Consider the following 22,681-nt stretch of genomic DNA (forward strand, 5'->3'; position numbering starts at 1 on the left):
GATTCAAGGCAAAGGCAATACCCAATTTCGATTATCCGGCGAATCGGATGGACGCCCGGAATCGGTGGTCATCGGTACGGGAAAGATCGAGCGTCGCGCCCATCGCCTGGCATGCGGCGTCCGCGATGGACAGGCCCAATCCCACGCCGGGCGTGGCGCTGATGCGTGAGTTCTCGCCTCGGTGGAACGGCTGGATGAGCTCGGCAAGGTCGTCGGGCAACGTTTCGTCGGTCGTGTTGGTCACGGTCAGGGTCGTCTGTGACCGGCGGTCCGCGGATGCGTCGGGGTCTCCGGCTGCGTGGTTCATTCCGGCAGCATCGTCGGCAGGGCCGTCGGCCGGCGTGCGATCGATGGCCACGGCGATCGACCCGTGCTCGCTGTTGTGCACCACGGCGTTGCGCAGCAGGTTGCCGACAGCAAGGTCCAGCAGCGCCGGGTCAGCGTGGACCGACAGTGCCGCGTTTCCGGCGATTGCCGTGCCGTCATCGTCCGACGTGGGTTCCCCGTCCCCGAGACCGGTCACGTCCACGGTGATGCCGTGCGCGGCCGCGGAACCGGCGATATCGGCCAGTGACTTGTCCACGCACGCCCGGAGATCCGTGGTTTGCGAGGCGGCCGTGGCAGCGGCCCGGTCATGCGCCGGCCCGTCATCGCCGGACGGCTGTCCGCCGCCGATGGTGCCGCTTTGGATGCGCGAAAGCGTCAGCAACGCCTGCACGAGCGCGGCCCCGCGACGGTTGGCGGCGAGCGCGCGCCGCACGGACGGCTCCACATCGGCTGGGAACCTTCCCTGCGCAAGGGGCGCGTCCAGATTGGTCTCCACGGCGGCGATCGGCGTGCGCAACTCGTGCGAGGCGTTCGAGACGAACCGGCGTTCCGCCTCCGAGGCCGCCTCCACACGGTCGAGCATGCCGTTGATCGAGTCGACCAGCCGGTCGATGTCGTCGTGGCCGGGTTTCACGTCGAGCCGGGCGGTCAGGTCGTTCGGCTGCAATGCGGCCACCTGACGGTCCACGGCGGTCACGCGCCGGGAGAGCATCGTGCCGATGAGCCATGCCGCCACTACCGCGAACACACCGAATACGGCGAGCGCGATGATCGAGACCGTGCGCATCGTGGTGGTCAGCGTGTTGGTGACGGCGTTCGCCGTGTTGATCATCACGCCGTTGTATTCGTCGAGGATCCACGGGCCGTTCTTGGTCTTGTCCTTCGCCGCGTCCCATTCCTGGGAGGTGTAGGGCACGTAGAACTCCATGCCGTCGAGGTTGCGTTTCGCGCCCGTGTAGCAGACCACCGCGTAATCTCCGGTGCCATTGACGGCGGGGTCGTTCTCGGCGTCCGAGCCGGTGGTCACGGAGACCGTGCCGTCCTCGTTCGCGCACATGGTCATCGTCTGGTTCGCCTCGGCGGTGGTGCGTGCCACGACGATGTTCTGCGTGACGATGAGCGCCGTCATCATCGCGATGATGATGAGCGCGATGGCCAGCGTGATCTTCGCGCGGAACGATTTCGGCATGAGTCTGCCGGCGATGGCGGCAAGATGATTCCGCACGGATTTGAATACGTGCCTATGGCCGGCGGCAAGGGAAGCCGGGAACGGAGGATGCTTCATGCGAGTCGGTATCCTTCCCCGCGCGCGGATTCGATGGCGTCGCGGTCGCCCAGTTTGCGGCGCAGCGAGTAGACGGTGGTCTTGATCACGTCAGCCGGTTCCGCGGCGGCCGCATCATCCCAGACGGTCTCGTACAGTTCGGCGACGGTCACATACCCGCCGTCCGCGCGCATGAGCTCGAGCAGCACGCCGTACTCCTTGGGAGTGAGCTTGACGAGCGTTTGCCCGTGGTCGCGGAACACGAGGCGGCGCGTGGTGTCGAGCGTCAGATCACCGTGCGCGAGCACTGCCGCCGTGGCCTGGCCCTTGCCGGCGCGGCGCTGCAGGGCGCGGATGCGGGCCAGCAGCTCCGGATAGGCGAACGGTTTGGTCAGATAGTCGTCGGCGCCGAGGTCGAGTCCGCTGACACGGTCGCTCACCTCGGCGGCGGCCGTGAGCATGATGACCGCCACGGGGATGCGGTTCGCGGCGATCGTGGCCATCACCGCGTCGCCGGACAGCACCGGCAGATCACGGTCCAGGAGCACGATGTCCACGTTCTGCTCGGAGAGGATGCGCAGCGCCTCCACGCCGGTGGCGGCCAACGATGTGGCGTACCCCTCGTAGCGCAGCGCGTCGTCCAACGCGGCCGCCAGCTCGTGGTCGTCCTCCACGATGAGAATCCTCATGCCATACCCCTTCCATCCCGCGACGCCCATCCATCCGCATGCCGCAGGATGTTCATACGCCGGTGCGATGCGGCCGCCCGCCGGCCGATGAATGGCGACCGGACCCGTCCTATCCCATTATCGGCCCATTCTGCGCCGCGCAAGGTAAGGCGAAGGTAATCATGTTCCTCACCATGCCGGCACCGGCCGTGGGATTGAATGGAATCATTCCGAAACCCGCGAAGGACGGTGGCAAGCGGAACCGGTCGCGCGGGGAATCCCAAGGCATCGACGCCTCGGGACGATCGGAGGAAAGGGGAGCGAAGATGAACCGACATGCAGGTCACGGCACTGCCATCGCGGCGGTAATCCGAAACACCTGCGCCGCGGCACTGGCCGTGGCGTGCCTGATCGGCCTGGCCGCCTGCTCGTCGCCGGCCACGACCGCCGATGACGGCGTACGCGACAAACCGGCCGGCGGCGTCACGGCCGAAACGACGACCGGCACATCCGATGACGCGGACGACTCCGCCGCAGGACCGGCGGCCGACCTGAGCACAGCCGAACTGGAGACGATCGCCAAACGGTTCACCGCCTGCCTGGTCGGGAAGGGATTCGACGCCAAAGTCACGGCAAGCTACGCATTGCTGCCCGTCGGCTCGACCGCCGAAGCGGCACCGCAGACCACCGTGGTGGTGCGCAGACTCGGAGTGGACGGCACCCCGATCATCCCCGGACCGGGCATGGAGATCAGCGGGGACTCCGACCCGCTCTACCCGGATGTCATGTACAGCATCGTCTCCGCCGACGAAGGTATGTGGGTGGGATTCAAAAACTCCAAGGCGCTCGCCGGCTCCATCTACGCGGACAAGCAGGCCGACTACGCCGCATGCGAGCGGGAGAACCCCGACTTCGCGCAACCGAACTACTCGGCGAACGTCACCGCAGCCGGCGGCGCGTCCGCGGCGGGATCGGACGCCGAGGCGCAGAAGACGCTCATCGACTTCGCCCGGCAGGCCCGCAAGGACGGATTCGACTGGATGGCCGATCCCGCGCCCGGCGAGGACAAGTCGGTCGAGATCCCATCCGACGTGTCCTACGAGGAACTGCGCCGTTTCTACGACACCTACTCCGGAGACAAGTGGCCCAGCCATGATGGCATCCCGTTCGGCACCTTCTGCACCGGCGAATGCACCGCCTACAACCGTCTCATCGAAGAACGGTAGTGCCTCGTCTCGGCTCCCCTTGTCAGGGGAGCTGTCGGCGTAGCCGACTGAGGGGTAGCCTTCCCCGACCAATGTTGATTTTTCGGCCTGCCCCCCCAACAATCCAGGTTCTCGGTAAGGCGAAAGTAAGACGATTTCACACCGACTCGCCACCGCGGGCGGGGTTGGATGGAACCATCAACCGCACACGGACCGTTCACACGAAAGGAACCGTCATGACCATCGATATCGATCCCGACTTCGGTCTCCGCCACACCGCCAGGCACCCGTTCCGCCGCACGTTGGCGGCCGTCATCGCCTCCGGCCTGTGCCTCACGGCGCTCGCCGGCTGCTCCATGCCGTTCACCAATCAGGCGACCGATACGGACGATTCCGGCACGGTCGCAGGCTCCGGCTCCAACGCCACTGACAACCTCGCGACCGACGCCCACGCCAAGAAATTCGTCTCCTGCCTGACCGGCAAAGGCTTCGAGGCGCAGGCCACGGCCGCCCCCGGAGTGCCCGATGAGAACGGCAAAATGAAGACGCCGAACACTAAGAACATGGTCATGCTGCGCATGCTCGACGCGAACGGACAGCCTGTCGAATCCGGCAACGACGGCATGAGCGTGAGCACCGACTCCGCCACCCAGCAGATGTACGCCAACGCCATGTTCACCTCCATCGACTACGGCACCGTGTGGGTGGCGTTCAAGGATTCCACCGCGCTCGCCGGCAGCCCGTACGAGTCGAAACGGCAGGACTACGCGGACTGCGAGGCTGAGAACCCGAACTTCGCCCAGCCCGCCCAGGACCTGAACCAGACGCCCACCTACTCCGACGAGGACAAGCAAGCGGCGCTCGACTACGCGAAGAAGGCGCGCGACAAGGGCTTCAGTTGGGTTGCCGACCCGACCGGCGACGAGCCGACCACCATCCTCATTCCCAAAACCGTGGGGGAGGACGAGCTGCGCCGCTTCTTCAAGGAATGCCCGGTCGGCGACGCAAGCATCACCTTCGGATTCGACGGCACGGCCGAGGATTTCGGCTACGACTACACCAAGGTGATGGACAAGGCCATGGGCGTGACCTCCTGACCGCGCGCCGCTTCTTCCGGGAATGCCCGGTCGCCGACGTGCCCGTGATCATCGGCTGGGAAGGCGACTACCCGTACGACACCTTCGCCGTCTAGCAGGCGACGAACTGAACCATCGGAAGGACTCCCCTCAGTCTCGCTACGCGAGCCGGCTCCCCTCAAAGAGGGGAGCCGAAAACCAGACCACACTATGGCTCCCCTCCCTGAGGGGAGCTGTCGGCGAAGGCCGACTGAGGGGAGCATCTCCGAAAACGCATAAGGAGCAAACATCATGACGCGAACGGAAGCACGACGGTTCTCCAAACGCCGCAGAATCGCCACCATCGTCATCGCCCTCATCGCCGTGATCGGCCTGGCCGTCACCTGCGCGGTCATGAAACCATGGACGCTCGTCGGCCACATGACCTCGGCCGGCCAGCAATCCGCGCAGAAGGTCGACGTGACCACCCTGCGCGCGCAGCCGGTCACCAAGGGCGTGCTCAACGCCGAAACCCGGCTCGGCGCCACCCTGCAATACGACGACGCTTCCGACTTCGCCGCCGCAACCGGCGTCATCACCCAACTGCCGGTGGCCGGCAAACAGATCGGCACCGGCGAACAGGTGTACGAAATGGACGGCGTGCCCGTCGTGCTCTTCCACGGCGAGCGCCCATTCTGGCGCACCCTGGACACCGGCGTGACGGACGGGCCGGACGTGGCCCAACTCGAGCAGAACCTGGCCGAGCTCGGCTACTTCTGGGGTGTGCCGGACAACCATTTCGACGCCTACACCAAGGAGGCCGTCCGCCAATGGCAGCTGTATTCGCTCGGACTCACGGGCGATGCGGTGAACGGCGTCTTCCAACCCTCCGCCGTGGCCGTGGCCTCCGCCGCACCCATCCGCATCAAGACCGTGACCGCCAAACTCGGCGAGACCAACGTGAGCCCCGCCAGCTACACGGGCGTGACCCTGCACGCGCAGTCCACGATCACCGCCACCCAGGCCGCCACGTTCAAGGCCGGCGACAAGGCGCAGGTGATCCTGCCGGACAACACCACGATCGACACCACGCTCGCCGCCGTCGACCAAGGCGGCCAGCCCACCGGCAAGGACGGGCAGACCACCTCGCCCTCCGCGCGCATCGACTTCCCGGACCAGACGCAGGTGACGAAATTCGGGCCCGCGACCGTCCAGATCATCGTGCCGAACGCGAACGCCGCCAACGAGGAGACGCTCATCGTGCCGGTCACCGCACTGATCGCCGGCACCGGCGACTCGTACGCGGTCGAGGTGATCCGCGGGGACGGGCTCGAACGCATCAAGGTCGAGATCGGGCTGGTGGCGGGCGCCCAGGCGCAGATCACCAAGGCCGACGGGCTCAAGGCCGGTGACAAGGTGGTGGTCTCGTGAGCGCAACGCCGATTACCGGGCTTCCCGCAGCCGCCCCCGGCGGTGGTTCCCTCCGGCAAGGGACGCCGGAGGACAACGCCCTGCTCACCTTGGACCACGTCACCAAGGCGTTCGCCGGCAAGGACGGCAGCCCGCTGGAGATCCTGCACCCCACGACCCTGACCATCGGCCACGGCGAACGCATCGCCATCGTGGGCCCGTCCGGCTCGGGCAAATCCACGCTGCTCTCGCTGCTCGGCACGCTGGATATGCCCACCTCCGGCACGCTCTCCTACGACGGCGAGGACGTGGCCGCGATGGGGGAGAAGCATCGCAGCACGCTCCGGGCCGAACGCATCGGATTCGTGTTCCAGCAGTTCCACCTGATCGCCACCGTCTCCGCCCTGGAGAACGTGATGACCGGCCTGCAGTACACCGGCCTGCCGCGCAGGGAACGCCGCGCGCAGGCCGCCGAAGCGCTCGAACAGGTCGGGCTCGGCGAACGATTGCACCACAGGCCCTCGCAACTGTCCGGCGGTGAACAGCAGCGTGTGGCCATCGCCCGCGCGCTCGCCAAACGGCCGGACATCATCTTCGCCGACGAGCCGACCGGCGCGCTCGACACGGACACCGGCCACGCCATCATCGAACTGCTGCTCGGGGCGGCCGATCAGGGCGCAAGCCTCGTCGTCGTCACCCACGACCCGAACATCGCCGCACGCTTCCCCCGACGCCTGCACATCCAGGACGGCGTGGTCACGGAACTCGACGAAGGAGGCGCACGCCATGAGTAAACCGCTCGCCACACGCATCGCCGATCTCCTGCACGCGGCATGGATCGGTGCCACCGGCCGTGTCTCGCGCACCATCCTCGCCTCCCTCGGCATCGCATTGGGCGTCGCCGCCTACGTGGCGCTCTCCGGCATCGCCGCCTCCAACCAGGCCGCCCTGCTCGCCCGACTCGACGCGCTCGGCGCGAACCTGCAGGTCGTGGCCCCCGGACAGGACGCGACGGGACAGCCCGTGCCACTGCCCGACTACGCGCCCGAAACCATCGCCCGGCAACCCGCGGTCGAACGGGTGGGCGTGTTCCTCACCCCGCCCGCGAGCGCGCAGGTCTTCAAGAACGAGCTCGTACCCAAAACCAACGGCAACGCGCTGGCCGTGGCCGTCATGCGGCCCGGCGCGCTCAAGGCCGTGGACGTCTCCTTCGCCCAGGGTCGCGGCATCGACGCGCATAACGAGAGTCTGCCGGTCACGGTCCTCGGCTCCGAGGCCGCCTACCGTCTCGGCGTCAACGAGCCCGGCGACCGCATCCTCATCGACAACGAATGGTACGGGGTCATCGGCATCCTCGACCCCGTCCCGCAGGCGCAGGCCATCAACTCGTCCGTCATCATCGGCGCCCGATGGGCCCTCGACCATTACCCGGACCAGACGGAATCGATCGGCGCGATCAACCAGATCTACGTGCGCACCACGCCCGGCAACGCCGAATCGTTGCGACGCATGATCGCCCACGCCGCGAACCTTGCCGGCGGCAACGTGTCCGTCACCGCGTCCGCCGACCTGTCCCAGGCGCGCAACGCCACCAACGACTCCCTGACCGCATTGGGACTCATGATCGGCGTGATCGCGCTCGCGGTGGGTGGCATGAGCATCGCCAACATGATGATCGTCACCGTGATGGAACGCCGTGGCGAAATCGGCCTGAGACGGGCCCTCGGGGCCACGCCCGGCAACATCCGCCTGCAGTTCGTCGCCGAGGCGGCGCTCCTGTCCGCCATAGGCGGGTTCACGGGCGTGGTGATCGGAGCCGGGGCGGCCATGTCGGTCGCGGTCGGTGCCGGACAGCCGCCCGCCCTCGATTGGGCCGGTCTGCCGATGGCCTGGGGCGCGGCCGTGCTGGTCGGCATCCTCGCCGGCCTCTACCCGGCCTCCCGCGCCGCGCGCCTGACCCCCACCGAGGCGTTGCGCGGCGAATAACGGCGAAGGACCCTGTTCTGGGCTCCCCTTGTCAGGGGAGCTGGCGGCGAAGCCGACTGAGGGGTAGTCTGGCCGGTTCAATATCACCTTGACATAACAGAGCATAAAGTCAAGCACAATTCGCCCGCCCCCGGCACACGCCGGCATGCGCTCCGCGATCAACGCCCCGGATGATAGCCTTGTAAGCCGACGGGAAAGCGAGGCGACGATCGATGGGCGATGTCAGACGGGAGATGGAACGGCTGCGACCGGTCTACGAGACCGGCGTGCTGCGCTTGCTGCTGCGGGCCAATGCCAAACTCTACGTGGCCCTACTGCGCGCCGCGTTCGACCCCCTGACCGGCGAACTGCCGCGCGAAACCCTCGAGGAACGATTCGCGCAAAGCCTGTCCGCCCTCGCCGACACCGGCGACTACACGCCCAAACCCGATCAGTCGTATGCGGAGGCGGCGCACCAGATCCTCGTGGATCTGAGTCGTGAAGGCGACGGCGACTACGCATGGCTCGCCAACGCGCACGACGCCGCATCCCACCGGTTCCTCTACCGGCTCACCGCCCGCGCCCACCGCGCCATCGACGCGCTCGGCCGGCTCGAGGACGACACCCGCACCCTGTCCGGCGCGCAGGCCAATTCCATCATCATGGAGATCGAGCACGCGCGCATGCAACTGACCGCCGACCCAAGCGAACGGGTACGCCTGCTCAACCAGGAGATCAAGGAACGCCGGCACGAGATCAAACGCATCCAACAAGGCCAGCAGCACGCCGCACTCAGCGACGACCAGGTCAGGGACGTGATCGCCGTCATCCACAACACGCTGCGCGGCGTGCCCATCGACCTGCGCGAACTCGTGCTCGCCGAACGCGACAACGGCGACGCCCTCCGCCGGCGCATGCAGGGCGGCGACATGAGCGTCGACGAGATCCTCACCGCCTATCACGAGGAATACAGGCGTTCGTTCCGGGAATCGGACAGCGGCCGACGCTTCGAGGACGCATTCCAGGTGATCATCACCGACGAAGGCCGCCAGCAGATCGACGACGCGCTGCGCGACATCGCGAAAACCCCGTACCTGGCCGGCGAATCCAGTGCCCTGCTCGACCAGATCCGCGACGAACTCGCCCGCATCTACGAAGGCATCGAAGCGGTGCGCGGCCAGATGCGCGTCTCCGACGAAGCCGTCAGCCGACTGGTCCGCCAACAGACCGACACACGGTACCGCACCATGCTCGGCACGCTCAACCGCCTGTTCGTACGACTCAACGCCGACGCGAAAGCGCACCCGAACGACGCCTCACGGCCATACCCGACCAACAGCGCGGGCGCCCAGTTCGCGGCCCTGCCGACACGTCCGGCACGTTCGATGACCCGAACCGCGGCCCCCGGCCTGTCCGACATGCAGCTGGCCCAAGGCGACGATACGTCACTGGTCGATCTCAAATCGATGATCATCGGCGGCGGGCCACGATTGCATCGCATGATCGCCCTGATCCAGCACGATCCGGCCATACGCACGGACGGGCGCATCGACGTGGCCGCAAGCTTCAACCGTCTGCCGGACGAGGAGCGACGCGAAAGCGAACTGGTCGGATTCCTTGGCGCCATCCCATGCTCCGACGATGCGACCGGCACCACCTGGCACTGCACCACACTGGACGGCACCCAACGCGACTGGATAACACGGCCGGTACTGACGACACGGGACGAACTGGACGAGATCGTGAGGCAAGGATGAGCGAACCCATGAATAACACGGACACGATGGCCGGCACCGCAACCGCCGACGAGACGCAGGACGCCACGAACCCGGCCGAAGGCGCCGTCAACCCATACGCCCTCTTCGAAGGCGACCGCGGCGACATGACCGCCGACGCGCGCATGGCCGCGATCGCCCTCAAACGCGAACGCTACATCACCGGCGACCTGTACGACACGGTGCTCGACAACCTCGACGCCGTCACACGCTCGCTGAACAACGATTTGCTCGAACTGGTCGTCAACGAACGCTACCGCATCATGATCGCCATGCCCGTGACCGGCCCCGACATCACGTTGCGCGCGCTGAAAACCCGTATCAGCCTCAAACGCGAGGAGGCCGCATTGCTCGCGTTCCTGCGCATCCGCGTGCTCGAATACGAGAACTCACGCGAATCCACCGACCATTGGCTGGTGAGCTTCGAGGAGATCCGCGCCGCGCTCGCCACCGGCACCGGCTTCCTGGCGGCACGCAACGACGAGGAGACCGTACTCAAGCAGGTCGGCGCGATCGTGTCGGCCATGTGCACGTACGGGTATCTCGAACGCACGGCGGACGACGAGACCATGTACCGGATCACGCCGCTCGTGCCGGTGGTGCTCGACCGGGAACTGGCCGGCACATGGCTGGACGTCGCCGACAACGATTTCGAGACGGCGGCCGACGTCCCAGCGTCCGGCACGTCGGTCGCGGCCGACGAACTGCCAGCGGAAGATGAGAATGCCATCGATGAGACGGACTACGCCGAACCGCTCTTCGGTGATGGGCCGGCCGAAGCCGCGACTGATTCGACGGACGAGACGGATTCGGCACGCGACGGGGAAGGGGAGTGACGATGGCCAAGGACCTGCAGATGATCGCCGACCGGTGGATGATGGAAAGCCGTCAGCTCATCAACTGGGGCTCATACGAGGGATACCACGAATTCCGCCCGTCCATGGACAGGAACCTGCCCGTGACGCTGCTCGCCGGCGCCAGCGAATCCGGCAAATCGACGCTCGTGGACGCGCAGATCTCTCTGCTGTACCCGACCGGCACCCCATTCAACAAGGCTTCGAACTCCGGCCGCTCCGAACGCAGCGACTACACGTACCTGCTCGGCATGGTCGGCGTGGGCGACACCGGCGACGGCGACCGGCCGATCTACCTGCGAGGACGGGACGCGAACGGCGCACCCCAGGCCGTCTGGGGCGCGATCGTCGACACCTACCGCAACCTGACCGACGGACAGACGCTCTCATGCGCCAAGTTCCTCTACCTCATGCCCGGCGACGAACGCAACGCCGTACGTCGCCAATACGCGGTCTGGGACCGGCCGATCGACCCGCGGGCGATGGACGCCTACCGTGACGCGCCATTCACGCCCACGCAGCTGAAGACCGCATACCCGCAATGCCTCACGTTCCCCAGCGCCGAAGCCTTCCACGAACACATCTGGTCGGTGATGGGCCTGAGCGCCGAAGCATGCCGTCTGCTCGCCAAGATCCAGTCGGCCGACGCGCCCTCCCGGCTCGACGACATCTTCAAACAGGGCGTGCTCGGCGTACCGGAGGCACTCGACCTGGCACGCACCACGGTCGACGACTACGACCGGTACGCGGAGAACTTCCAAGCCATGGAGGACAAGGCCAACCGCATGGCCAAGCTGCGAGACATCCGCGACGGCTACGAGCGATACAGCGAAACGAAACGGCAGGCACGCCGGTTCACGCCGGTCGACCCGTCCACGCCGTCCGGCGAGGAGACGATACGGCGATGGGCGATCGCGCGCATGGCCGGCGAAGCCGCCGCGCAGCTGCCGGCCGACGAAGCCGAACGGACCGCACGTCAGACCGATGCGATCGCGGCCAGCCGCCGCGCGGACGACCTGCGCTCGCGCATCGACACGATCCGCAGCCAGATGCAAGGCCTGGACGGAGGCAATCTCGCCCGTCTCGAATTTGAGCTCGACGCCGCGAAACGCACGTTGGAGGATGTGCAAGCTGTCCGCGACCGTATCGCCGCAGGCTACGACGCGGCGGGACAAGCCATGCCCGATGACGAGAAGGCCTGGGAACAGGCACGCATCGATGCGGTCACGTTCAAAGTCGCCTACGAACGACGCAACAACGAGCTCGAAGAGGCGCGCAACGAGGCATTCGGACGCCAATCCGAGGCCCGTGGAACCCTGCGTATGCTGGAACGCGACTACCAGCGGCAGAGCGCGCAACGCACGCGCATCACGCAGCAGATGGACGAGACGCGCGCCATGCTCTGCCGGGCGACCGGGCTGAGCGCCGACGAACTGCCGTACGTCGCCGAACTCATGGACGTGCGCGACACGGAGGAACAATGGCGGCTCGCGATGAACGTGGTCTACGCGCCGATCGCGCAGACCATCCTCGTGGACAAGCGGCATGAACAGGGCTTCGCCGCCAAGGTGAGTACCATCGACCCGCATGCGATGGCCCGCCGCACCTGGCAGTTCGTCGACACCACGCGCGACTACGGAGACGGCGAGACCGATGCGGCGGCCACGGCCGATTCCGACGCATGGATGTCCGACAAGCTGCGCTACCGTGAGGACTCCCCGTTCGCCGGATGGCTGCGCGAGCAGACCCGCTCCGACCGGTTCGACGCGCGCTGCGTGAAGGCCATCGACGACACGGACCGTGACACCCGCCAGGTGCAGCTCGACGGACAGATCAAATCAGGCAAACGCGGCCAGCACGGCGTCAAGGACCGCCAGCAGATCATCGGCTTCGTCAACGAACGGTATCTGGAACTGCTGCGCTCGCAGATCGACGCCGCCCGCGCCCAGACCGACGAGGCGGCGCAGGAGTATGCGGACGCGAAGGCGGCGGTCGACCGACTGCACCGCGAGCGCGAACTCGCCGACCAGCTCGCCTACACGGCATGGGAGAAGATTGACGTGGACGGCGCCGAGCGTCATATCGGCGAGATCGAGGACACGATCGCCTCGATCAGGAACAATCCGAAACTCGCCAAACTCGCCGACATGCGTGACACGTTGAGCGAGGAACTCGACCGCGTCCAACGCCAGCAGATCGAGGCCGAACAGGCGGCGAAATCCGCTGCCTCGGCCGTCGAGGCAGGTCGTGCATGGCTGGATGCGCATCGGAACGGCGACGGTGATGCCGCCGGTACGGCCGCGTCCGTGTCCGCATGGGCGATGCTCGGCGACGACATCATCGCCGAACTCACGCAGGCGTATGAGCAGCGTTTCGCCGGATTCCCCAACGCGGCGCTACGTGCGCACATGATCATCGGCGCTGGATTGACGGCGCCGAGCGGAACCACGCAACCGCAATCGGGCGGCACGTTCGCCGACCGCATCATCGACGGCATCGGCAAGGATCTGGCCGCGCACATCCTCACGCTCAACGAGCGTGTCGAGACCGCGCGCACCAACGTCGAACTGAAGATGAGCGCGTACATCGAACGGTATGCGACCGACGACGACGCGCTCACCGCCAGCGTGAACGACTACCGGTACTATCTCGAGGAACTCGACAGTCTCGCGCATCTGGCCGCGGTGGCCGCCACGGACGCCGAATACCGGCGATGCCTCGACCATCTGCTCATGAGCCTGCTGACCATCAAACGAGCCATCGACACGGACGCGGGCGACATCCGCGACCAGCTCGACCGCATCAACCAGATGCTCAATGGTCAGAAATTCGGCCCGCGTCACGGCAGCCTGTCGTTGCACGCGGACGTACGCCGCCCCGACCGCGCGTTTTCGTCGCAGCTGCAACGCGCCATCGGCACGCTTAATGATTGGAAATCCGGACGGGCGGGGATGACCGGTACTGGCACCCACGAGCAGTCGGGCTCCGGTACAGACGATTCGAAGCGGGCGTTCGCGGCGTGCGCGCCGATGATCGAACTGCTGCGTCAGGAACTCGCGCAGGTCAAGGACGTCAACGGCATCCGCAGCTACGGCGCACGCGACCTCGACCCGCGCTGCCGTTCATCGTTCTACGCGATCGTGCATCATGACGACGGACAGGACGAGCGCATCACCTCGACCGGCGGACGTTCCGGCGGCGCACTGCAGGAGCTCACGTCGTTCGTGTACGGCGCCGCGCTCATCTACCTGCTCGGCGGCGGCATGGAGAACCGACTCAAGCCCAGCTACACCACGCTGTTCCTCGACGAGGCGCTCATCAAGGCCGACGGCCGCTACACCCAGCGCGCCCTGGGCGTGCTGCCGCGCCTCGGCTTCCAGGTCATCGTCTCCGCGCCCGAAAGCAAGACGGGCGAGATCATCGAGGTATCCACCAAGGCGTACGTCACGGTCAAGGATCCGTCCAGCGGATTCACCTCCCTGCGCGAAGCCACCTGGAGCGGCTACGAGGAAGCCTCTACTGAGACTGAAGGTGTGCCCGCAACCCAGACCGGCACCGCGAAAAGCGAAGACTGACATATGGTCGCGATTGTGCCATGCGTGCTGTCGCGACCATTCGCGTTGAATACGCATTCGTGTAACGAACGTAATTGCGGGTGGCACGCTTTCGTATGAGAACATGTGCTATGCTCTCATACGAAAGCGTTTGCATCATTGAATTCGAATCCATCTTGACCAGTCGTCATAGCATCCATCTTCGGATAGGAATGTGACTGAAGATCAGACGCTGCGTCATTTACCGTTTTCGGCAAATCGCCATTGTTTCCACCATTGCATACGTCGGCAGTGTCGAGGTCTCGCATCCTTACCACCGCGACCGGCACTGCGTCGTATCTGTCATCTTTACCATCACTGCCGCAATGCCGTCGATGAGCGGCGCGGCTTCTCTATAGTTTTTGAAAGGCCATTCCCATGATGTTCATCAAGGACAACACCCATCCCTTCGATTATGCCGAGCGTCTGTCCGGATGCCCGTCCGGCTTCGAGGCGCGCATCGTGCGTTTCACCAAGGAGCTTCCCTTCAACGCCACGGTCATCATGCCTCCGAACAAGGTGCCCGCCGACGTCGATTTCGAGCTGGTCGGCAATCACGCCGTCCTCCACCACATGACCCCCGACCTCGGTGCCGCCGAGGACTGGACCATGGCTTGGGCTTGCCGCTGACGTCAGCGACTCCCGGTTGTCCCGGTTGCTGTGGCCGTGTCGGACGTTCCTGCCAGCAGACGCCGCACATACCATGCGAACAGCAGTCCGGCCACGATCGCCGAAGTCGCATCCGAAATCGGCTCGGCGATGAACACGCCAGTCGTGCCGAGTCCAAGCCGGGGCAGTATCAGCGCCAACGGCACCAGCAGGATGAGCTTGCGGAATATCGCCAGGAACAGCGACGGTTTCGCCTGACCCATGCCCACGAACGCGCACTGGACCACGTTCTGGATGCCGAACACGCCCATGCCGCAAACGAAGTAGGGCAGTGTGCGCGTCACCACGTCGATGATCGCCGCATCCGAGGTGAACAGCGAGGCGACCGGCCCTGGGAACATCGCGAGCAGCGTCGTCATCGTGCAGTTGATGGCGACCTGCACGATCATGGTGCCCGAATACGCGCGCCGCACGCGGGCATACAGGCCTGCGCCGTAGTTGTAGCCGATGATCGGCTGCACGCCCTGCGAAATGCCCTGTGAGAATACGAAGATCAGCTGCATGAGACTCGTCATGATCGTCATCGCACCCACATAGGAGTCGCCGCCGTACCGTTGCAGCGACGCATTGAACACCACCTGGATCACGGATTCGGTGATCTGCATGATGAACGGCGAGACGCCGAGAAACAGCATCGGACCAAGCAGACGGGTCAGCCGTATGTTCCGTGTGCGAAGCCGGATGGCGCTGCGCGGGGAGGCGAGGAACCGAATCACCCATGCGGCCGACATCGCCTGCGCCACCACGTTCGCCAACGCCGCACCTCGCACACCCATACCGAGCGCGAAGATGAACAGCGGATCGAGCGCCAGCGAACTCAACGCGCCGATGAGCACCGAACCCATCGCCACAAGCGCCTTGCCCTGCGCGGTGATGAACGTGTTGAGGCCCAACGCGAACTGCACGAACAGGGTGCCGGACAGGTACACGGTGAGGAAATCGACCGCGTACGGCAATGTGGCGTCGCTCGCGCCGAACAGGATGAGGATCGGTGTCTTGAACAGCTGGATCAGCACCGACAGCACAATCGAGATCACGACGATCGTCGCCACCGACGTGCCAAGGTAGCGTTCCGCCTTGTCCCGGTCGCCGCGGCCGAGTTCGATGGATGCGAGCGGGCCGCCGCCCATGCCGACGAGCATCGCGAACGCGGAGACGGCGAGCGTGATCGGGAAGCATACGCCCACGCCGGTCATCGCCAGATCGCCCGCACCGGGGATGTGCGCGAGGAACAGCCGGTCGACGATCGTGTACGCCGCATTGCATGCCTGCGCCACCACCGCCGGAATCGCCAGCGACACCGCCAGCCGTCCAATCGGCTTCGTGCCAAGGTCGTCATTGGCGGCCTGCCGCCTCGTCGCCGTCTCCGCCCGCTCATTTGTCTCGCGTTTCGTCACGAGAGGACATTGTATCGCCAGTGCCGTCGCGGGGACCGTTGATGTGCCTAGACGCATGGTTACAGAAACGGCCGAATCGCCTATTACGGTCGGTGGCATGAGCACATTGCTGTTGACATCATTGTTCGCGAATGTGGCCTCGCTGACGCCTGAATGCCTGCCCGGTGTCGTGAATGCCGGCGCCACCGTCGCCTTCATCCCCACGGCGAGCCGGGCATCATGGCTGCGGTTCCACGTGCGCGCGGCCGAACGGGCATTCGGACGGTTGGGGGTCAAGGTCGATGTGTTGGATGCGGCGATTGAAACTCCCGCCGAAATCCGCCACCGCATCGACCACGACGATCTGATCTATGTGGCTGGCGGCAACACGTTCTATCTGCTGCAGGAACTACGGCGTCGCGCCGCCGACAAGGCTATCCGCGAGGCGGTGATTGCGGGCAAACCGTATGTGGGGGAGTCCGCCGGGTCGGTCGTCGCTTCGCCGAACATCGCCTACATCCGTTGGATGGACAGCACGGCGAAAGCCCCCGAACTGCACGGCTACGCGGATTGCGCCGCACTCGGATTGGTGGACTTCCGCCCGGTGCCGCACTGGGGAAGCCTGCCGTTCCTGACATCCACGCGCACCATCATGAAAAGGTACGCCGGACGATACGCGATGAAGCCGATGCGCAACAAACGAGGCGATTGCGGTCCGCGGGAGCGCGACGCGATTCCTACGTGGCACTCCCGCGTGATTCGCCGTACTGCGGCCGTCGTCTTACAGTTCGGCCTGCTCCCACTGCGCCGGCAGCGGAATCCACCGCGTCGGGGTGACACAGGCGAGCAACAGGCCGAGACCCGCGCAAACAACGACCAGCATCATGACCGACCGGAAGCCAAACCCGGATGCTTGCAACAGCCAGCCGACCAGCGCGGGAGTCAGGGCTCCGGGAACGCCGATCGCAGTTTCGAATACGGTGAACACCCTGCCCTGCATGTGATCCGGGGTGCGTCCGTAGATGAACCCAAGTTCTCCGGCGTTCAGCGCAGGGAACAGCAGCGACGCGACCGTCATGCACGCGACGATTACGCCGTATGAGTCGGTGAACAGCAACGGAACCATCGCAAACGTGAACACGGCGAAGGTGAGCATGATGAGCTTGCCGGTCGGAATATGGTCGACCAGCCAGCCGGCGGCCAGCGAGCCAAGCAATGCCGCGATACCGGTGGCCGTGCCGACCAGGCCGATGAGCGCCGCGTCCGTACCGCGCGCGGCGAGCATGATCTGCACGCCGATGATGCTCCCATAGCAGGCGACGTTGATGACCGCGCCCTGGGCGATGGCCGCGAGCACCGTCCGTCTGGTCAACGTCCATGTCCAGCCTTCAATGAACTGGGTGAGGAATGACGGATTCGTCGTCTGTCCGCCGCTGGTCGGCCGATTCGATGATGACGGACCGTTCTCAGTCGCGGCTTTAGTCCTCTTGGGCAATGCCAATGCGGTGAAGGCCGCCGCCAGATACAGCACCGTGGATGCGAGGAACGGGAACCAGCCGGCGATCCTATACAGCAGTCCGCCGATCGCGCCGCCGGACAGTTCGACGCAGGATTCGCGCGCCTCGCGTATCGCCTGCGCTTTGGCGAAGCGTTCCATCGGCATGATCGACTTGAGCATCGCGTCGTTGGAAGGCCCCAGCAGACCGTTCATCACGGCGAACAGGACGACGAACAGCGCGAACGGAATCGTGCTCATGATATCGGCGGCCAGCAGGACGGTCGTCGCGAGGGACAGGACCATACCGGCCAAGCCAAGCAGAATCATTAGTCGTCTGCGGTCGTGACGGTCGGCGATCGCGCCGCCGATCGACATCAGTACCAGTCCGATGGTCGATTCGATGGTGACCAGCAGACCCGAGACGAACGTCGAACCGGACAGGGCCAGCCCGACCAGCGGGATGGCGAACGTACGCAGACTGACCGCGAACACGTCGGCCGTGTCGGCGGCGAACCAGTTGCGGTACGCGGCAAGCCTCCACAGTGAGCGAGTGTTGTGCGCGGTTTCGGCAGGGGAGTGATCGGATGGGTGGGTTTCGGTGTTCATGGTGAAACTCGTTTCATGACTGCCATGAACGGCATGCGAAAGCCAATCGAGTACAGACGATTACGGCGATCGCGGTTTCGCGTTCATGGGATGCGTTCGGAAATCAGGCATAACGACATATCGCGCGAGCCCGAAGCGGCCCGCGGCGATAGGGGAGAGACGGAGAGAGATGAACCGTCAATCCGCTTAGTCGTATGCGAAGGATTCCAGAACGACGTACATGCAAGTCTCCTAAACTATGACAACGCTGTCCTGTTGCTGGGAACGCCCGGCTGGCATTCCCAGCAACATTGCATATATGTTCATGATAGCTCGCTGTGAGCGGAGCAAACGCCCGAAATATGTGGCGGTGTTGGTGGTGATGGTGGTTTGTGTGGCGTTGAGGGTGGGCGCGTCGTCGCCGGTGGTTTTCGCGTTCGGGGTGAGGGACCATAGGGCGTTGCGAGTCTGGCTGGTTTGCGGCCAGGTCTTGGTCCAGCGGGCGGCGAACAGTGGATGCTCCCGATTTCCGATTCCAGCTAAGAGGCGTGACCAGAAGCCGGACAGACCGAACATAATGCGCGTACAGTGGCAGTCATGTTGGATCACATCACCTTGCACGTACGAGACATAACACGCAGCATCGCGTTCTACCGGCAGGCGCTCGCCCCACTGGGATACGTCGCCAAAGCACACCACGAACCGACGATCGGCTTCGGTGTGGACGACGGCACGCTCCACTCCGACTTCTACGTTTCGCCGATGAACAACGATTCACCGGTGGACGACGCGGAAGCCTCGCCGGTCACCCACATCGCGTTCCTCGCTCCAAACCGTGAGTCCGTGCAGGCGTTCTACCAGGCCGCGCTCGCGGCCGGCGGCCGGGACAACGGGGCGCCCGGTCCCAGGCCCTACCATCCCGGCTACTATTCGGCGTTCGTGCTGGACCCGGACGGCAACAACATCGAGGCCGTGGTCGATTGGTCCGGTTGGTTCGAGGGTCGTCAGGAACGTTGAATATGCATCGCAAGGCGTGATGCGGGGTAATCCCAATGCAGGAATGGGCGCGATGTCTTTGTGGCATGGCGGTATGACGAGGTGGTGACATATGTACGACGGTGAGCGCTTCAGCCTTGCGATGGTGGACAACGACCAATTGACGCTGAGGATGCTAACGCTGCTGGTTCGGCGGGAGCTTCCCAACGTGGACATGGCATGGGTGTGCCGGAACGGCCGTGACGCGGTCGCCCGCTGTCTGTCTGCCGGTTCCCGGCCGGATGTGCTGCTGGTGGACATGTCGTTGGAGGGGTTGAGCGGCATCGAGGTGTGCCGGCGGGTACGTGCGACGACGACCGATGTGGTGTTGATCGGCATCACATCGTTTTCGTTGGAGCATTACGCGGCCGATGCTCTGGCTGCCGGCGCGCAGTGTGTGATGGACAAGGCGAGGGTGAAGGATATCTGCGATGCGGCGGTCGCGCTGGTCAACGGTCGCAGGCCGCAGACCCGGTATGTGTCCGATCTGACCGCCGCGCAGTCGCATGCATTGCTCGCGGCGCAGGCTGAAGCCGAGGCCGGAACGGTTGCCGGCGGCTCCCGTATTGGCTCGGCTGCTGCTGTGGTGTCGCTGACGGAGCGTGAGCGTGAGGTCATGCGACTGTGTGCGCAGGGCAGGAGTTCGCGTGAGATTGGCGAGCTGTTGCAGGTGGGCGAGTCGTCGGTGAAGACGTCTGTGATGCGTGCGGCGAAGAAGCTGGGTGCGCGGAACCGGACGCAGGCGGTGGCCGAATGGCTGATGTGGCAGGACTGATCAGACGCGCGGGCGAGCGTGTCCGTGCCGCCGGTGTGGGGCCGGTCATGTGGTGCGTCGTGCTGCTGTCCGCCGGGTTGACGGTGTTGGAGATGGTCGAGTATCCCGCGCAGCTCGTGGCGACTACGGTGCTGACGGTCATGCATGTCCTGTGCCTGCTGGTGCTGCCGTTTTACCCGTTGCCGATGAGCGTGGCGGTCGCCGTCACGTATGTAGGGTGCGCGCTCTTGCCGGACATGAGCGGGGCGAGTCTGTTTTATGGCATGTGGGTCGCGTTGGCGGCCGTCGGTCGGTATGGCAGGTCGCGCTGGTGGTGGCTGTTGCCGCCGTTGATCGCCGCGGTGCGTTGGATGGTCGCGGCCCGCGCCGGGGTTCCGTTCGGCGACTACGTGATATTGCTGGTGTCGTTCTTCGTCGTGTATGCGTTCGGACGCGCGATGTCGTGGAGGTCTGTGGCCGTGCAGGCGGAACAGGACCGGCTGCGCTACGAGCGGGAGCGCGACCGGGTGGAGGCTATGCGCCGCGACGCACGAGCCGCGAGCAGGATTCACGATGCGGTGACGAGCAATCTCGCGTATATGGCCATGCGTTTGGACTACGAACGCTCACGCGAGACGAATATCGAGCATGTCGAGCTGCTCGACGACCTGTACCGGCATACGATCGACACACTCGGCGAGGTGCGCACGGTCATCGACATGCTCGATGGAAACGATGATGACACGGATACCGGAAAGGCCCCTGATCCCATTGGGGATGGTCGCAACGACGTCTCTCCGCGAAACGACATCGACTACGGTGACGCCGAACATACCGGCGACGACAATGTCGAAAACGGAGACTCGGCCACAACACCCTCGTCCTGCACCACGTTCCCCAAACGTGTCCGCGATGTATTGGAACACGGCGACCAATATCTCGCACAGCTTGGCTTTACCGGAGACTCAACGCTGATCGACAACCTGCCCGAGCACAAAACGACGGATTCGGATGATGTCGTTCACGAGCGAGAGTCCGCCGTAATCAATCTGCTGCGCGAGCTGTACACCAACATCGCCGTGCACGGCGATCCGTCCGGCGAATACCGCGTGGTCGTACGCCGCAATCGTGATAGCCTGTCCGTCGACCAGGTCAACGACATTGCCACGCAGTCCCTCCTGTCCGACAAACCCCACTCCGGCAAAGGCCTCTCCCTGCACCGTATGCGGTTCGCATCCCTCGGCGGTTCGATCAGCACGTCCGCCGAAGACGGCACCTGGATTCTGCACGCGACACTGCCATGCGTTCCATTGTCATAGTGATCTCATTGTTCTCCGATAGTCCCCGTCAACCATAGTCGACATCGTCGGTCGTGCGGTTTCGCCGATTATTATCATTGAGGGCATCGGAAAGGATTCGGGATATGCTTCTTTGCTTGATCGTTCTCTTCCTGCCGGTGGCACGGTGGTGCTTCTCCATGTATGGGTTCGCGAAGAGCGGCCAATTGGAGAGGAATTACCATATGGGCATCAAGACTCGCTGGACCATCGCCTCGGACGAGACGTGGGAGTACGTACACCACAAGTATGCATTCGTGTTCCTTGGCTGTGGCGTTCTGGTCGCTCTGATGCCATTAGACGTGGCGGTAGGCATGATCGCGGACCGTGACATCAATACCATGGACATGATCTGGTGGTGGATGCTCCTTGCACTTGCCGTCATACTCGTCGCATGGCTTGTCATATGCGGAATCATCGCGAATCACGACGCCAAGAACCACTATTTGGATGCTGCACTGGGGAACCGTGAATGAATTGAAGGTCCCATGCAATGGTTTGAAGACGTCGCCGAATTGCTTTTAACTGCGTTGAACGCCATCGGCGACGTTGTCACTTATGGGATCCGACTGCTACGAGGCCTTGCGGTAAAGCGGTTATTTGCCCAGCAGCTCGTCATGGCTGCCGGTGCGCATGAACACGGCGGTGCCGTCGTCACGTATCCATAGAAGCAGCCAGTCGCCGGCGTTGCCGATATGGCATTCCAGCACGCCGGCCAAGTCGCCGGTAAGCGTGTGCGCCCGATGCCTGCGCCTTAGCGTCTCCTTGGATTGCGCGGTGTCTTCAAGCACCAGCCGTATGACTTCTTTGAGCGGGGCCATGTCGACATGCCTGCGTTTGAGTCTCTTGACGTCTCTCTGGAACGCGACGGTGTAATCCGGTTTGAGCATCCGTCAGATTCCCAACGAGTCGAACATGTCGTCGGCGTTGTTGAACCGTGGTTTGCCGTCGGCGATCTTGCTCTTCGCTTCGGTCAACGCCTGCATGGTTTCGTCCGGTACGGTCGTGTAGGACAGGCTGAGCGGGATGCGCTTCTCGCGCACGATCTGCCGGTAGAACGCGCGGGTGACCGAAGACAGGTCCAGACCGAAATCCTCGGCGATGGACGCGGCCTTTTGCTTGGTGTCCGCATCCACGCGGACGGTGACCGATGCCATGCTCATCGTAAACCTCCCAACATCACTCTATTGTAAGACAATAGTATAAGTTCGTATGACAATAGTCAATAAACATAGGATTCGCCGATTGCCGCGACCGAGACGAGCATGATCATCAGATCCATGTTTGTTGTCCTTGGATGACAACCGCTCC

Annotated in this window: 19 protein-coding genes and 1 pseudogene; 14 read left to right on the top strand and 6 right to left on the bottom strand. The window is 64.5% G+C overall.

The window, feature by feature from the left end:
- Nucleotides 1–31: 31 nt before the first annotated feature.
- Nucleotides 32–1,612, bottom strand: a complete 1,581-nt coding sequence (locus KIH81_RS05670) for a sensor histidine kinase (protein ID WP_214304480.1) — start codon at nucleotides 1,610–1,612, stop codon at nucleotides 32–34.
- Nucleotides 1,609–2,280 (bottom strand): response regulator transcription factor, encoded by a 672-nt coding sequence (locus KIH81_RS05675; RefSeq protein ID WP_214304481.1) that lies wholly within the window; start codon nucleotides 2,278–2,280, stop codon nucleotides 1,609–1,611. The genes KIH81_RS05670 and KIH81_RS05675 overlap by 4 nt, the downstream gene beginning before the upstream one ends.
- A 305-nt stretch (nucleotides 2,281–2,585) precedes the next feature.
- On the opposite strand from KIH81_RS05675, the gene KIH81_RS05680 reads away from it, so the two are divergent.
- The 9 genes from KIH81_RS05680 (at nucleotide 2,586) to KIH81_RS05720 (ending at nucleotide 14,746) form a co-directional block, all read left to right on the top strand.
- Nucleotides 2,586–3,485: a hypothetical protein gene (locus tag KIH81_RS05680; protein WP_214304482.1), complete on the top strand. Its 900-nt coding sequence runs from the start codon at nucleotides 2,586–2,588 to the stop codon at nucleotides 3,483–3,485.
- A gap of 215 nt (nucleotides 3,486–3,700) precedes the next feature.
- On the top strand, nucleotides 3,701–4,561 hold the full coding sequence (locus tag KIH81_RS05685) for a hypothetical protein (RefSeq protein WP_214304483.1): 861 nt from the start codon (nucleotides 3,701–3,703) through the stop codon (nucleotides 4,559–4,561).
- A gap of 270 nt (nucleotides 4,562–4,831) precedes the next feature.
- Nucleotides 4,832–5,950 carry a peptidoglycan-binding protein gene (locus KIH81_RS05690; protein ID WP_214304484.1) on the top strand — a complete coding sequence of 373 codons (1,119 nt, stop codon included), beginning with the start codon at nucleotides 4,832–4,834 and terminating at the stop codon, nucleotides 5,948–5,950.
- Nucleotides 5,947–6,723: an ABC transporter ATP-binding protein gene (locus KIH81_RS05695; RefSeq protein WP_338024741.1), complete on the top strand. Its 777-nt coding sequence runs from the start codon at nucleotides 5,947–5,949 to the stop codon at nucleotides 6,721–6,723. Before KIH81_RS05690 ends, KIH81_RS05695 begins: the two co-directional genes overlap by 4 nt.
- On the top strand, nucleotides 6,716–7,915 hold the full coding sequence (locus KIH81_RS05700) for an ABC transporter permease (protein WP_214304548.1): 1,200 nt from the start codon (nucleotides 6,716–6,718) through the stop codon (nucleotides 7,913–7,915). The genes KIH81_RS05695 and KIH81_RS05700 overlap by 8 nt, the downstream gene beginning before the upstream one ends.
- A gap of 212 nt (nucleotides 7,916–8,127) precedes the next feature.
- A complete protein-coding gene (locus KIH81_RS05705) occupies nucleotides 8,128–9,651 on the top strand; it encodes a DUF3375 domain-containing protein (RefSeq protein WP_214304485.1) in 1,524 nt (507 codons plus the stop codon).
- Nucleotides 9,652–9,659: 8 nt separating this feature from the next.
- Entirely contained in the window at nucleotides 9,660–10,505 is an 846-nt protein-coding gene (locus KIH81_RS05710; protein WP_236029328.1) for a DUF4194 domain-containing protein, read from the top strand.
- Nucleotides 10,502–14,098, top strand: a complete 3,597-nt coding sequence (locus KIH81_RS05715) for an ATP-binding protein (RefSeq protein WP_214304486.1) — start codon at nucleotides 10,502–10,504, stop codon at nucleotides 14,096–14,098. The genes KIH81_RS05710 and KIH81_RS05715 overlap by 4 nt, the downstream gene beginning before the upstream one ends.
- Before the next feature lie 396 nt (nucleotides 14,099–14,494).
- Nucleotides 14,495–14,746: a hypothetical protein gene (locus tag KIH81_RS05720; RefSeq protein ID WP_214304487.1), complete on the top strand. Its 252-nt coding sequence runs from the start codon at nucleotides 14,495–14,497 to the stop codon at nucleotides 14,744–14,746.
- Between the two features lie 2 nt (nucleotides 14,747–14,748).
- Here KIH81_RS05720 and KIH81_RS05725 read toward each other — a convergent pair whose 3' ends face one another.
- Nucleotides 14,749–16,182 (bottom strand): MATE family efflux transporter, encoded by a 1,434-nt coding sequence (locus KIH81_RS05725; protein WP_338024742.1) that lies wholly within the window; start codon nucleotides 16,180–16,182, stop codon nucleotides 14,749–14,751.
- 97 nt (nucleotides 16,183–16,279) lie between these two features.
- Between KIH81_RS05725 and KIH81_RS12360 the strand changes: the two are divergent.
- Nucleotides 16,280–16,816: pseudogene (locus KIH81_RS12360) on the top strand (Type 1 glutamine amidotransferase-like domain-containing protein); the annotation flags it as partial.
- A 126-nt stretch (nucleotides 16,817–16,942) separates the two neighbouring features.
- On the opposite strand, the gene KIH81_RS05730 reads toward KIH81_RS12360, so the two are convergent.
- Nucleotides 16,943–18,265: an MFS transporter gene (locus tag KIH81_RS05730; protein ID WP_214304488.1), complete on the bottom strand. Its 1,323-nt coding sequence runs from the start codon at nucleotides 18,263–18,265 to the stop codon at nucleotides 16,943–16,945.
- Nucleotides 18,266–18,841: 576 nt separating this feature from the next.
- On the opposite strand from KIH81_RS05730, the gene KIH81_RS05735 reads away from it, so the two are divergent.
- The 4 genes from KIH81_RS05735 to KIH81_RS05750 all read left to right on the top strand — a co-directional run bounded on the left by KIH81_RS05735 (nucleotide 18,842) and on the right by KIH81_RS05750 (nucleotide 21,846).
- Nucleotides 18,842–19,261, top strand: coding sequence for a VOC family protein (locus tag KIH81_RS05735; protein WP_214304551.1), 420 nt, complete (start codon nucleotides 18,842–18,844; stop codon nucleotides 19,259–19,261).
- Nucleotides 19,262–19,352: 91 nt separating this feature from the next.
- The gene (locus tag KIH81_RS05740) at nucleotides 19,353–20,054 is read left to right on the top strand and encodes a response regulator transcription factor (RefSeq protein ID WP_214304489.1); all 702 of its coding nucleotides are present in this window, start codon (nucleotides 19,353–19,355) and stop codon (nucleotides 20,052–20,054) included.
- Nucleotides 20,033–21,352 carry a sensor histidine kinase gene (locus KIH81_RS05745; RefSeq protein WP_214304490.1) on the top strand — a complete coding sequence of 440 codons (1,320 nt, stop codon included), beginning with the start codon at nucleotides 20,033–20,035 and terminating at the stop codon, nucleotides 21,350–21,352. The genes KIH81_RS05740 and KIH81_RS05745 overlap by 22 nt, the downstream gene beginning before the upstream one ends.
- Nucleotides 21,353–21,510: 158 nt before the next feature.
- Nucleotides 21,511–21,846 (top strand): SdpI family protein, encoded by a 336-nt coding sequence (locus tag KIH81_RS05750; RefSeq protein ID WP_274608203.1) that lies wholly within the window; start codon nucleotides 21,511–21,513, stop codon nucleotides 21,844–21,846.
- 120 nt (nucleotides 21,847–21,966) lie between these two features.
- Here KIH81_RS05750 and KIH81_RS05755 read toward each other — a convergent pair whose 3' ends face one another.
- Complete coding sequence (locus KIH81_RS05755) at nucleotides 21,967–22,260, bottom strand: type II toxin-antitoxin system RelE/ParE family toxin (protein WP_214304492.1); 294 nt, start codon at nucleotides 22,258–22,260, stop codon at nucleotides 21,967–21,969.
- 3 nt (nucleotides 22,261–22,263) lie between these two features.
- Entirely contained in the window at nucleotides 22,264–22,533 is a 270-nt protein-coding gene (locus tag KIH81_RS05760) for a type II toxin-antitoxin system RelB/DinJ family antitoxin (RefSeq protein WP_214304493.1), read from the bottom strand.
- Between the last annotated feature and the right edge of the window lie 148 nt (nucleotides 22,534–22,681).

Source organism: Bifidobacterium miconisargentati, assembly GCF_019331675.1.
In the GTDB taxonomy this organism is placed as follows: domain Bacteria; phylum Actinomycetota; class Actinomycetes; order Actinomycetales; family Bifidobacteriaceae; genus Bifidobacterium; species Bifidobacterium miconisargentati.

Coding starts and splice junctions, on each gene's coding strand:
- KIH81_RS05670 (WP_214304480.1), bottom strand. CDS start 1,612: ATGAAGCATCCTCCGTTCCCGGCTTCCCTTGCCGCCGGCCATAGGCAC.
- KIH81_RS05690 (WP_214304484.1), top strand. CDS start 4,832: ATGACGCGAACGGAAGCACGACGGTTCTCCAAACGCCGCAGAATCGCC.
- KIH81_RS05750 (WP_274608203.1), top strand. CDS start 21,511: ATGTATGGGTTCGCGAAGAGCGGCCAATTGGAGAGGAATTACCATATG.
- KIH81_RS05710 (WP_236029328.1), top strand. CDS start 9,660: ATGAATAACACGGACACGATGGCCGGCACCGCAACCGCCGACGAGACG.
- KIH81_RS05680 (WP_214304482.1), top strand. CDS start 2,586: ATGAACCGACATGCAGGTCACGGCACTGCCATCGCGGCGGTAATCCGA.
- KIH81_RS05720 (WP_214304487.1), top strand. CDS start 14,495: ATGATGTTCATCAAGGACAACACCCATCCCTTCGATTATGCCGAGCGT.
- KIH81_RS05760 (WP_214304493.1), bottom strand. CDS start 22,533: ATGAGCATGGCATCGGTCACCGTCCGCGTGGATGCGGACACCAAGCAA.
- KIH81_RS05740 (WP_214304489.1), top strand. CDS start 19,353: ATGTACGACGGTGAGCGCTTCAGCCTTGCGATGGTGGACAACGACCAA.
- KIH81_RS05745 (WP_214304490.1), top strand. CDS start 20,033: ATGGCTGATGTGGCAGGACTGATCAGACGCGCGGGCGAGCGTGTCCGT.
- KIH81_RS05705 (WP_214304485.1), top strand. CDS start 8,128: ATGGGCGATGTCAGACGGGAGATGGAACGGCTGCGACCGGTCTACGAG.
- KIH81_RS05730 (WP_214304488.1), bottom strand. CDS start 18,265: ATGAACACCGAAACCCACCCATCCGATCACTCCCCTGCCGAAACCGCG.
- KIH81_RS05755 (WP_214304492.1), bottom strand. CDS start 22,260: ATGCTCAAACCGGATTACACCGTCGCGTTCCAGAGAGACGTCAAGAGA.
- KIH81_RS05675 (WP_214304481.1), bottom strand. CDS start 2,280: ATGAGGATTCTCATCGTGGAGGACGACCACGAGCTGGCGGCCGCGTTG.
- KIH81_RS05700 (WP_214304548.1), top strand. CDS start 6,716: ATGAGTAAACCGCTCGCCACACGCATCGCCGATCTCCTGCACGCGGCA.
- KIH81_RS05735 (WP_214304551.1), top strand. CDS start 18,842: ATGTTGGATCACATCACCTTGCACGTACGAGACATAACACGCAGCATC.
- KIH81_RS05685 (WP_214304483.1), top strand. CDS start 3,701: ATGACCATCGATATCGATCCCGACTTCGGTCTCCGCCACACCGCCAGG.